Annotated in this window: 8 protein-coding genes and 1 pseudogene; 8 read left to right on the plus strand and 1 reads right to left on the minus strand. The window is 61.6% G+C overall.

Annotated features, from left to right (window positions below):
* Nucleotides 1-151: 151 nt before the first annotated feature.
* The 3 genes and pseudogenes from uvrA to ACWA13_RS17175 all read left to right on the plus strand — a co-directional run.
* Nucleotides 152-2,692: an excinuclease ABC subunit UvrA gene (gene uvrA, locus ACWA13_RS17165; RefSeq protein WP_463935528.1), complete on the plus strand. Its 2,541-nt coding sequence runs from the start codon at nt 152-154 to the stop codon at nt 2,690-2,692.
* 409 nt (nt 2,693-3,101) lie between these two features.
* Nucleotides 3,102-3,740, plus strand: a complete 639-nt coding sequence (locus ACWA13_RS17170) for a class I SAM-dependent methyltransferase (protein ID WP_463935529.1) — start codon at nt 3,102-3,104, stop codon at nt 3,738-3,740.
* A 423-nt stretch (nt 3,741-4,163) separates the two neighbouring features.
* Nucleotides 4,164-4,282: pseudogene (locus ACWA13_RS17175) on the plus strand (class F sortase); the annotation flags it as partial.
* Nucleotides 4,283-4,400: 118 nt separating this feature from the next.
* On the opposite strand, the gene ACWA13_RS17180 reads toward ACWA13_RS17175, so the two are convergent.
* Nucleotides 4,401-5,585, minus strand: a complete 1,185-nt coding sequence (locus ACWA13_RS17180; protein ID WP_463935530.1) for a PP2C family protein-serine/threonine phosphatase — start codon at nt 5,583-5,585, stop codon at nt 4,401-4,403.
* Between the two features lie 536 nt (nt 5,586-6,121).
* On the opposite strand from ACWA13_RS17180, the gene ACWA13_RS17185 reads away from it, so the two are divergent.
* The 5 genes from ACWA13_RS17185 (at nt 6,122) to ACWA13_RS17205 (ending at nt 11,409) form a co-directional block, all read left to right on the plus strand.
* On the plus strand, nt 6,122-7,375 hold the full coding sequence (locus ACWA13_RS17185; RefSeq protein ID WP_463935532.1) for a glycoside hydrolase family 26 protein: 1,254 nt from the start codon (nt 6,122-6,124) through the stop codon (nt 7,373-7,375).
* Nucleotides 7,376-8,088: 713 nt separating this feature from the next.
* Nucleotides 8,089-10,059 carry a glycosyltransferase family 2 protein gene (locus ACWA13_RS17190; protein ID WP_463935534.1) on the plus strand — a complete coding sequence of 657 codons (1,971 nt, stop codon included), beginning with the start codon at nt 8,089-8,091 and terminating at the stop codon, nt 10,057-10,059.
* Nucleotides 10,049-10,381 (plus strand): STAS domain-containing protein, encoded by a 333-nt coding sequence (locus tag ACWA13_RS17195; protein ID WP_463935535.1) that lies wholly within the window; start codon nt 10,049-10,051, stop codon nt 10,379-10,381. Before ACWA13_RS17190 ends, ACWA13_RS17195 begins: the two co-directional genes overlap by 11 nt.
* Nucleotides 10,374-10,793: an ATP-binding protein gene (locus tag ACWA13_RS17200; protein WP_463935536.1), complete on the plus strand. Its 420-nt coding sequence runs from the start codon at nt 10,374-10,376 to the stop codon at nt 10,791-10,793. Before ACWA13_RS17195 ends, ACWA13_RS17200 begins: the two co-directional genes overlap by 8 nt.
* 325 nt (nt 10,794-11,118) lie before the next feature.
* On the plus strand, nt 11,119-11,409 hold the full coding sequence (locus ACWA13_RS17205) for a hypothetical protein (protein WP_463935538.1): 291 nt from the start codon (nt 11,119-11,121) through the stop codon (nt 11,407-11,409).
* The last annotated feature ends 15 nt before the right edge of the window (nt 11,410-11,424 follow it).

The raw sequence follows: 11,424 nt of genomic DNA on the forward strand, positions 1-11,424 counted from the left end.
ACGTTGGTGGGGTTGATATCCAGGCGCTGCCCGGAAAACTGCCAACTACAAGGTTAACGCAGCAGGCGGCGGGGGCTGGGCGGCCTCTGTTGGAAGAGAACGAATGTAGGCGACAAGGACCAAACCGCGCCTCGCCGCTAGAGTCGAATGAATGCAAAGCGCAACAAATAAGGACGACGCGGCAGGGCTGCATGGCGACCACGTGATCGATGGCTATGTGCGGGTGCGGGGCGCGCGTGAGAACAACCTCCGGAACGTGGACGTGGACGTGCCGCGGGACTCCATTGTGGCTTTCACGGGAGTTTCGGGTTCCGGAAAGTCTTCACTGGCCTTCGGCACCATCTATGCAGAAGCCCAGCGTCGCTATTTCGAGTCTGTGGCGCCTTATGCCCGCCGCCTCATCCAGCAGGGCCACAATCCCAAGGTGGAGATGATCTCGGGGCTTCCACCCGCCGTCGCCCTTCAACAACGCCGTGGAACACCCAGCAGCCGTTCTTCTGTGGGTACCGTGACCACGCTGTCCAATTCGCTACGCATGCTGTTTTCACGGGCAGGAACCTACCCGGCAGATACGGAGCAGTTGGATTCAGACGCTTTTTCGCCTAATACCGCCGCCGGTGCCTGCCCGGAATGCCATGGACTTGGCGTGGCACACACGGTCAGCGAGGACTCCCTGGTTCCGGACAACGCCCTGACCATCCGGGAAGGTGCCATTGCCGCGTGGCCGGGAGCCTGGCAGGGCAAAAATCTCCGCGACATCCTCAGTCACCTGGGTTACGACGTGGAAACGCCCTGGCGCAAGCTGCCCAAGAAGCAGCGCGACTGGATTCTGTTCACCGAAGAACAGCCCGTTGTGGAAGTAACCCCTGAACGGGACCGGGTGGCCAAGCCCTACAAAGGCCGGTTCTGGAGCGCCAAAAGCTACGTCCTGCACACCCTCGCAGACTCCCAGAGTGCTCCCATGCGGGAGCGGGTGCTGGCTTTTATGGAATCCGGTCCCTGTCCGCGCTGCCACGGTACCGGGCTTAGGACGGAAGCTCTCGCCGTGACCTTCGCCGGCCGGAGCATCGCCGAACTGAACGCGATGCCCATGGCCGAACTGGCCGAGGTCATCCGGCCCACAGCCGGTCTGCAAAAGGCAGGCACAGCGTCCCGCCACCAACAGTCCGGTGAGGAGAACGAGGTGGCGGTGGCCATTACGGCCGACCTCCTGGCGCGAATCAACGTACTCCTGAGCCTGGGCCTGGGATACCTGGCGCTGGGCCGCGCTACCCCCAGCCTTTCTCCCGGTGAGATGCAGCGGCTCAGAATTGCCACCCAGCTCCGGTCTGGGCTGTTCGGTGTCATCTATGTGCTGGACGAACCTTCCGCGGGCCTCCACCCGGCCGACGCAGAGCCGCTCCTGGCAGTGCTGGACCAGCTCAAAGCCTCCGGCAATTCGGTCTTCGTCGTGGAACACAACATGGACGTGGTACGTCGGGCGGACTGGCTGGTAGATGTAGGCCCCCGGGCAGGGGAAGGCGGCGGTGAGGTCCTCTACAGCGGGCCGGTTGCGGGGCTTGCAGCAATCCCGGAGTCCGTCACCCGCCCTTTCCTTTTCGACGACGGCGGAGCGCCACCCCGTCCTGGAACTGTCCGGAAGCCGCACAGTTGGCTGGAGCTGTCCGGAGTCAGCCGGCATAACCTCAAGAACCTTGATGCGCGCTTCCCGTTAGGTGTTTTCACCGCCGTGACAGGAGTGTCCGGCTCAGGCAAGTCCACCCTGGTGAGCCATGTCCTGGGCGAGGTGGTGGGCTCGGGACTGCAAGCCAACCAGATAGCGTCGGAGACAGAGCAGGGTGAGACGGATCCGGCCACGCCGCTGACCGTACGAGGGGTCCGCGGCGCCGACCGGATCGACAGGCTGGTCACCGTGGACCAGAAGCCCATCGGGCGGACGCCCCGGTCCAACCTCGCTACCTACACCGGGCTCTTCGACGCTGTGCGCAGGGAGTTCGCCGCCACAACGGAGGCCAAGGCACGCGGCTTCGGGGCGGGGCGGTTCTCCTTCAACGTGGCCGGTGGCCGCTGTGACATCTGCCAGGGTGAGGGTTTCGTTGCAGTGGAACTGGTTTTCCTGCCGGGCAGCTACGGACCGTGCCCGGAGTGCAATGGTTCCCGCTATAATGGCGAAACCTTGGAAGTAACGTACCGGGGCAAGAACGTAGCTGAGGTCCTGCGGCTGACCGTGGATGCGGCAGCAGAGTTCCTGACGGACATTCCTGCAGCGGCCCGCAGCCTTAAGAGCCTTCGGGATGTAGGGCTTGGCTATCTCAGGCTGGGGCAGCCCGCCACCGAGCTCTCCGGCGGCGAGGCGCAGCGCATCAAGCTCGCCACCGAGCTTCAGCGCGCCAGGCGCGGCCACACGCTTTACCTTTTGGACGAACCCACCACGGGCTTGCACCCGGCCGATGTTGAGCTGCTCATGACCCAGCTCCACGGGTTGGTGGACAGCGGGAATACAGTCATTGTGGTGGAACATGAAATGGCCGTGGTGGCGGCTGCGGACTGGGTCATGGACCTGGGCCCCTCCGGCGGAGATGCCGGCGGCCGCATTGTCGCAGCCGGAACAGTTGCCGACGTCGCGCGTTCACCGCACAGCCGGACTGCTCCTTATCTGGCGGCGGCCCTGGAATTCAAAAGGGGTGACTAACCGGTGAGGCGGGTAAGGTACCGGGACGTCCAAAGATTTAGTAGTCCCTGGTGTTAGTTCGCGCCTAGACTTAGCCATGGATACGATTCCGGCGTTGATCTTGGTTTTCGGTGTGGCTTTCGCTTGGATCGTCTTAACGGTATTCGCTCTCCGTCGCTTGCGGCGCCGCAGGAGAGGATCGTCGCAGATACCTGCTGTTGCTTCTCCTGTTGACCCCAACGGCGCCGTTGCCCACGGGCGCTGGCACCGAATCCGCCTGAAAGGCCCCTCCTCCGTGCGACGACGCAAATTCAGCGTCAGGAAAGTCCGGAGCTAAGGATCCCGAGCTGAATCTCTACCGGTGCCTGGAGTACAGCCGTCCACTAGCTCTGTTTCCAGCGAACAAATGCAGTATCTCCGGGAGGGTGCTATGTACCAAACCAGCAACGAAGAAATCGAGAAAGTCTTCAACAAGAATGCCTACATATACGACCGGTGGATGGCCGTTTTCGAGCGCTATGTCGCCGTCGGCGCCAGGGCCTGGGCTGTGTCAATGGCCCGTCGGGAGGTAATTGAGGTAGGGGTTGGTTCGGGTTTGAACCTCCCGCTGTACGGCTCGGGTGTGAAGCAGGTGATCGGGGTTGATCTATCCGGGGAGATGCTCGCTATCGCCCGCAGGCGTGTATCGGAAAAGCGAATCGACCGCATCCAGTTGCATCGCGGTGACGCGCAGGCTCTGGACTTACCGTCGGAAAGTGCAGATACTTTTGTGTCCACCTTCACGTTCTGCACCATCCCTGATCCACTGGCTGCCAGCCGTGAGGCCTACCGCGTGCTCCGTCCGGGCGGCGTATTCGTTTTGGCCGAGCACGGGCGCTCCACGCGTAAGCTGGGCCGAGCGTTGATGAAAGTGATCGAACCGCTGTGCATCCGGGTCAGCGCGGACCACATCACCCGTGATCCTGTGCCGTACCTGACAGGCGCGGGTTTCACAATTGCCGAAGTCCATCGCGGCGGGCCGGGGGGCATCGTTTTTCGGATACTCGCCCACAAGCAAAACACCTGTTAGAACCACGGGCCAGGCCAAATGAAACTGGTCGTTCTGGCCTTCGGCTTTCAGGCTTTGACGCCCAGGCTGGCCCCTTGGTGAGCAATTCCCAAGACTCGCAGCCGTGCGCTGATGGTATCGGCCGAAGACCAGGGAAGTCGCGATGTAAACGCCGCTTCCGCGCCTGGCCGAACGAGGTGTTTAGAGTCCCGCTCGTACCGCTGCCACGGTGACTTGGCTTTTTCTAGCCGAGTGGTGATCGGAATTAGCCGGAGGACACGTTGATATGTCCCCTAAGGCGCGAGAAAGACATCTGCGCCTCGCCTTCGGACAAGGTCTCGAAGGAAACCTTCGCATCAGGGGAAACCATATTCACTCGCAAGGGGTTAGCGGCAGCCGGATCGACTGCCGCAATTGTCGTAGATGGGGCCTTTTTCAGTGCACAAAGACACCCTCAAACACAACGACATCTGGGACATCATCCAAACCGACTCGTGCTCATCAGCTGCTTCACAGAAGACCCCTCGGGCAAAAACGTCATCATCACCGCCGTCCCCGCCTAGTCTCAGCTACAACCGCCAACACCAGCCGGACAGGCAGAAGACCTACGCGACGGCGGACTTTCGCACCGAAACCAGGTTCGACCAGTGGCCGTAAGCCATTGCTGGCCACTGCATTCTCTCAGCGATCGGTGTCCCTGTCCGATCGTTCCAATACCGTTCTGCGGACTGCGAGGATCGTTACGTCGTCGGGGTTGTTGGTTGCTGCGGCCAGTTTCTGCACCGCGTTGACCAGATCTGTGGCCGAGGTGGCTGCGGTAGCGAGCAGCGCGATCTCGTCGATGGCGGTGAGTGTGCCGTCGTACAGGTCCAGTACCCCGTCACTGAAGCTGACGATCATGTCTCCAGGGCGAAGACGAAACTCAAGCGACTGCCACGTGGTCCCCGGGAGCAGCCCTACCGGCAGTTCCCCGGAGACGAGCCTTTCCCAGGTCCTGTCCGCACGGATAAGTAACGTCAAACCGTGACCCGCGTCGCAGAAAAGGACCCGCCCGTCCTCAGCGCGGAGTCTTGCGTGGAAGAGTGTGGCAAAGGATGCTGCCTGGCTTAGTTCGGTGGTGAGGCAATCTGCGGTCAAGCTTAGGGCTACGGCGGGATCCTCACTGTTTTTGGCGCTGCGGATGACAGCCCGCGTGGTGGCAGCGATCATTCCTGCCCCGGCGCCTTTGCCCATGACGTCCCCCAGCGTGAATCCCAGGCCGCCATCAATCTCATACCAGTCAAAGAAGTCTCCACCCACAGCCTTCGACGGTATGCAGACGCCAGCGGTCTCGTATCCGGGTAGCGGGGCTGCTTCTTTGGGTAGGAGGTAGCTTTGGATTTGAGCCGCACGGTTAAGTTCCTCCGACGCGGCCGCCGCCTCCGCCCGGGCGGACCTCAGGCGACGGCGGGCCCGGGAGGCAAGCTCGTTGACGATTCCTGCGGCGAGGAAAAAAACGAACATGTTGTACAGGCCACGGAACATTTCGTTCGGGTTCTCTTCCGTGCTGGCGCCCAGGACGAACGGGACCAGGACCGCGAAGGCAGCTCCAAGGACCGCGTAAAGAACGTGCCGGCGCCCTTCCATCGCGGCGAACCACAGAACGGGCAGGAGCACAAGGGATGCATAGATGGATTGGCTATCACCGGTCCCATGCCGAAGCAGGCCGGCGGCGAGGAAATCAGCGGCGGGAACAAAGAGCGCAAACCGGGCCAGAGCTGGACGGGAAAAAACTGCCGCCAGAAGAGTCGCTGCCGCTATCAGCAAGGCACCCGTGAGTAGTGCCGGCCAACTGCTGACAGTCAGCGTCGAGATGGAAATGCTCATGATCGCGGCCGCAAAAAAAAGTCCGGCTATTGGTATCTGCTTTGTAAGGGCAGAAACATGATCAGGACCCCTGCCCATCCACAGGTTTGCGACCCGATCCGGGACTTCGAATAGCTCTTTGGACACACCCATCATGTGGCCGATGCGCTCCTTTCGAGCGGAGTACCTAAGTGGCAAGGGCTCAGTTGTCGGAAATATCGGTGGCATGCTGAAATGGCTTTTCATTTCCTGGTTATGCTCCCCCCGTCGGCGGCCGGGTATCTGACCTATAGCAGGCGAAGCTGCTTGACAGAATGTATCACCGCAAACGATTTGCTGACCGATAGTTGATCCTGACGTAAGACAGGTTTATTGGTTGATGGGCCTGCTGCAACAGGACATGACAATACTGTCGAATTCTTTGCAGAACCCTACCTGCCCACTTGACATAACGTGGAGAATTGGTACTGGGGGCACCATTTGGTCTCACCCCCACCTTTCCAGCAGGCAACCTGTGTCCGTCACGGCTGCTTTGCTGGAGTCAAATGGGAGGTTTCATGAAGCTGTTTAGAATGTTGGTCTCAGTCCTGGCGTTGCTTGCCTGCGGCGGAGTGTGGGCAGGGGCGCCGGCACACGCTGCCCCGGCGGCCATAAGCCTCAGTCCCTCGTCCGGCCCGGTGGGCACGACTGTGACGGTCACCGGGACAGCGTACCCCAAGAAGAACTCCGGAACTATCAGCGCCGGCACCACGAGCGTTGCGTTCCGAACCAGCACTTCCGGATACTTCACTGCTGATGTCGTGATACCCGAATCAACAGACGCCTCCATGCGAATCCAGGCTGTATCGGGCCAGGTTAGCGCCTCTGCTTCCTTCACCCTCACTTACAGCTCGCCGTCCGTCACAGAAGAAGAGCCTGCCCCGGTGACCGGGCCGGTCACGACCGCGCCGAGCACGGCAACTCTCAGGTTCGGTGCCGGCACCCCGGGCGGGCCGCTTGCCTCAGCAGAACTGGATGAAGTCACTGCCCTCGCCGGCGAGACTCCCTCGATCATCCTCTCTTACAAGGACTTCAAGCAGGCTCCCCCTATCCAGGAGCTCGAAACTGCCCGGAGTCGCGGAGCCCAGATCCTGCTGACCTGGGAGCCCTGGGCCTGGGGTGGCGGCACCAATCAACCCGCCTACTCGCTGGACCGTATCGCCGCTGGTGACTTTGACCCCTACTTGCGGGAATGGGGCCAATCGCTGGCTAAATGGGGACAACCAGTAATGATTCGGTTCGGCCATGAGATGAACGGCAACTGGTACCCCTGGTCCGAGCAGGTCAACGGCAACGGCGCAGGAGACTACGTCAACGCGTGGCGCCACGTTCACGACGTTGTCGCCGGAACCGGAGCATCCAATATCACCTGGGTGTGGAACCCTAACGTTCCCTACTGGGGATCGACGCCGCTCACCGACCTGTACCCCGGGTCCTCCTACGTCGACGCAGTAGCCCTGGACGGGTACAACTGGGGAACGTCCGCTTCCTGGAGCTCCTGGCAGTCCCCCTCGCAGCTCTTCAGCGAAGGCCTCACCCAGTTGCGTAGCCTGGCACCTGGAAAGCGCATCCTGATCGCAGAAACCTCTTCCGCGGAGCATGGAGGCTCGAAAGCCGATTGGAATACCTCCCTGATCAGCTACCTTTCCGCCCAGTCCGACGTCACCGCAATTATCTGGTTCCACTTCGACAAGGAAACCGACTGGCGGATCAACAGCAGCACTTCGTCCGCCCAGGCGCTGGCCCAGGCCTTGGCGGCTCGGGCCAAATAGGAAACGTGGCTGATGCGAGCCCTCCCGCATTCACCGGGGCAGGGCAGGCGTTCACGTTCCTTGAGCGCCTGCAGACGATGAAGCTGGTAGATGCGGGATAGAAGCCTCTGGGTTTGTTCGTCAACCCAGAGGCTTCTTTCTCGTTTTCCGGTACTTCGGCAGGGAGCAGATGGTTGCCGGCCCTGCGCCGCGAGGTGTCAGCGGGGTATGAATCGGAACAGGAAACGGGTTTGACCATGACCCAGACGATCCCGAGGATCACAATATATGCCCCGGTGTGCTGCCTGAATCCCTGCTCAGGCAGCAGCCCAGGCGGACGTCCAGGTCGTTGGTCAGGTATGGGCTGGTCCAGGAAAACAGCGCACAGGCAACCGCACCCAACAGGCAGGATGCCAGGACCAGGCGGTGGCGCGGGTGGGAAAACCAGCCCACCAGCAGCACTCAAAGAACTGGCGGCAAGCACTGACCTTGAACAAGCCCTGGAGCGGTTCGTCCCCACGCCTACTGCCAAGACCGACGACGTAACGCTCCTTATGCTCCGACGCACGGCTTAGTGCAGGCAGGTGAGAAGACAGCGCTGGCAGCGCAGTACGCTACTGGCGGGTACAATTCAAGTACCGAGTGAGGACATGTATGCCAGACGTGCGACGCTTCTGTGTAAAACCCAGCGGCACTGCGGCCTACAGAGGGCAAGAAGCCGGCCAGGCAGCCGGATGACCCGTTTCTGGACCCGCCTTGTGGTGGTGCTGACCGTGATTACCGGCGTGAACTACATTACGTGGCGCTGGGCAGCGTCCCTGAACTGGGATGCGTGGTGGATCGCCGTGCCGCTTGTCGTTGCGGAGACCTACAGCCTGATCGACGTCATGCTGTTCGGTATGACGGTGTGGAAGCTGAAAGTCCGTAAGGGCGCACCGCCGCCCCCTCCTGATGCCACGGTGGACGTCTTCATCACCACGTACAACGAAGACCTGGACATGGTGCTGACGACGGCCTTTGCCGCGCAGAAGATCAGGCTCCCGCACAGCACCTGGATCCTGGACGACGGCGCCCGCGCGGAACTCAAGGCCCTCGCCGAAGAGCACGGCATCGGTTATGTGACCCGCAGCGATGATTGGACGTCCAACGTGCCCAGGCACGCCAAGGCCGGCAATCTCAACAACGCCCTTATGCAGACCCACGGGGAGTTCCTGCTGATCCTGGACGCGGATCAGATCCCTGAACCCGACATCCTTGAAAAGACCTTGGGCTACTTCAATAACCGGCGGGTGGCGCTCGTGCAGACGCCGCAGTACTTCAGCAATGTTCCTGCCGATGATCCGCTGGGCAGCCAGGCGCCGCTCTTCTACGGACCCATTCAACAGGGCAAGGACGGCTGGAATGCGGCCTTCTTCTGTGGTTCCAACGCCATCCTGCGCCGTGAAGCCCTGATGCAACTGGGGCTGGTGGGCTACGTGAAAGAAACCGAGAAGAGCATCCGCCGGGCGCTGGCTGCCTCCCGCTCCGCAATTCGGAAGGCGCGGAAGTCTGTGGACGTGGACAGGCCTCTGGTGGCCCAGGTTTTGGATGAGGTGGAGGCGGTAACCCGCGAGGCCCAGCAGGAACTGGGCGCAGGCCGGCCGCTGGGCGAAATTACTTACCGCGTCCGCCGTCGGGTTGATGCGGCTGTGCAGACCCTGGTAAGCGCCGACGTACAGGCGCTACAGGCCGACCTCGAAGAAATTGCCGCCATGCAACTCGCGCACGCCGGCGAATCCAGCGTGCCTGCAATGGCCGACCACGCCGTGCAGCGGATGTCCAGCCGTGACTGGTCACCCCTTGGTGCCCTCGAATCCGTGCAGGCCGTCCTCGACGCGCTGTCAGTTGAACGCAACGACGAAGCCCAGCCGGTGATGCCGCTGGCTACCATCTCCGTCACCGAGGACATGGCCACTGCCATGCGCATGCACGCCATGGGATGGCAAAGCGTCTACCACCATGAAATCCTGGCGTACGGGCTGGCGCCTGAGGACCTGAAGACTATGCTCACTCAGCGCCTTCGCTGGGCACAGGGAACCATCCAGGTGCTGCTGCGGGAAAACCCCCTGGTGCAGAAAGGCCTCAAGCTCGGACAACGGCTCATGTACTTCGCCACCATGTGGACCTACCTCAGCGGCTACGCAGCCGTCATCTACTTCGCAGCCCCCATCATCTACCTGCTGCTGGGCATCCTGCCGGTTCAGAGCCTAAGCTGGGACTTCTTCATCCGGTTCATCCCCTTCATGGTCGTAAACCAGCTTCTGTTCGCCGTCGCCGGCCGCGGCATCCCCACCTGGCGGGGCCAGCAGTACAGCCTGGCTCTGTTCCCCACCTGGATCAAGGCCTGCTCCACGGCCGCCCGCAACGTCTGGTTCGGCCGCCCCCTGGGGTTCGCTGTCACTCCCAAAGCCCGCCAAAGCGGCGGACCCAGCTGGAGCCTGATTCAGCCACAGATTGTAGTGTCCGTGCTGCTCGTGCTGGCCGCCGTAGTCGGAATCATCCGCCTGGCCGCCGGCCTGGCAGAACCGCTGGGCACCCTCGTCAACGTCACCTGGGTCATTTTCGACCTGACGGTAATGAGCATCCTGGTCCGCGCAGTGCTCTATAAAGGATATAGACCAGCCTCAGATCTGGCAGCTACAGAGAGGAATCCCGATGGAGTTTAGTTGTGAGATCAAAGACTCGTATGCGGAAATCAGGACGGACGGACGACTGAACATGGTCTCCGCGCCGAGACTGCGCGAGTTCGTTACCGAGGTGATCGGCGGCGGATCCAACCGGATCGTGATCAATCTGGGAAAGACCACCTTTCTGGACTCCTCAGGCCTTGGCGCGCTCATCGGCTGCCTCAAGGCCACGCGCCAAGCGGGTGGTGACCTCCGGATCGCCGCAGTCCAACCGCAAGTAAAAATGGTCTTGCAACTGACCAGCATGGACAAAGTCCTCACCAACTACGCCACAGCCGAAGAAGCGTTCAGCAATGACTAGGGTCCTGGCGTCCCGCCGCTTCCGGGGACCAGCTGCCGAAGAGGCCATCGAAGCCGTCCACAACCACCTGGACAGCCTGTGGCTGGACGTCCCCTTCGTCCGGGATGTGGACCAAATGACATTCACAACGGCGGTCATCGAATCCGCGACCAACATTGTCCAGCACGCGGAGCCGGCCGGGAAGAAACCTGTGGAACTCGGCGTGGACATCGAAGTCCGGACCACCCTTCTTCAGGCACGCGTCAGCGCCTACCACGCCAAGCCTCCGTTCGGGCCGATGGTGCCGACGATGCAGGACGAGGACGCCGAGTCGGGCCGCGGACTGGCGCTGATCCAAGCGCTCGTCACCACCGTAACCTTCGAGCGGCGCGACGCCACCAGCACTTGGGTCCTCTCCCGAACCTCCTCATAAGACCCGCGGGGGGAGCGGCCCGGGCGAATGACGCATTGGCGGCGCATGGCTCACGCCGTGCTGTGCCTCTAATTCCATGGGATATGTGATGCGAGAACGATGGGATTCCCGCGCTCCCCCCAGCAGGTCGGTATCCCTAACCAGCGCAGATAAACGCAACCATTCCGTGACCGGATCGCCACCAGTGTTCCGATCAGGCATCAGTTGCCACAACCCGCCGTCGGGCTCTGGCCCCGGCACCGCAGGTGACCTTACGCTCTTGCTACTCAAGTAGTGGGTGGTTGTATTTCGCCCGGATTCTCCGGGCATTGCCGCAGGAGAAGCCATGCAGTTTGATGTCACAGCAGTCGAATCAGCCACGGTGGTATTCCTCGCGACAATATTCATCGCTTTGGTGCTTGCCGCCTTCGTCTTCGCCGCCGCCTTCGTGGCCCTGGTCCTGCTGGGGGTGTGCAAACTGATCTGGAACATTGTCTGGGGTGCCCTGAAAGCCCTGGTCCACGGCATCAACCATCTCTGGGACCGGCTGGTCCACCACGGCTCCAAGGTGAAGCTGCCCACCGATATTCACGGGCAAACAGGCTCTGGCACAGGAAGCTACCGCCCGGTAGCATGAACTCAGCTGGAGGGT

The sequence above is a fragment of the Pseudarthrobacter sp. TRD_SC_9 genome, from assembly GCF_055361265.1.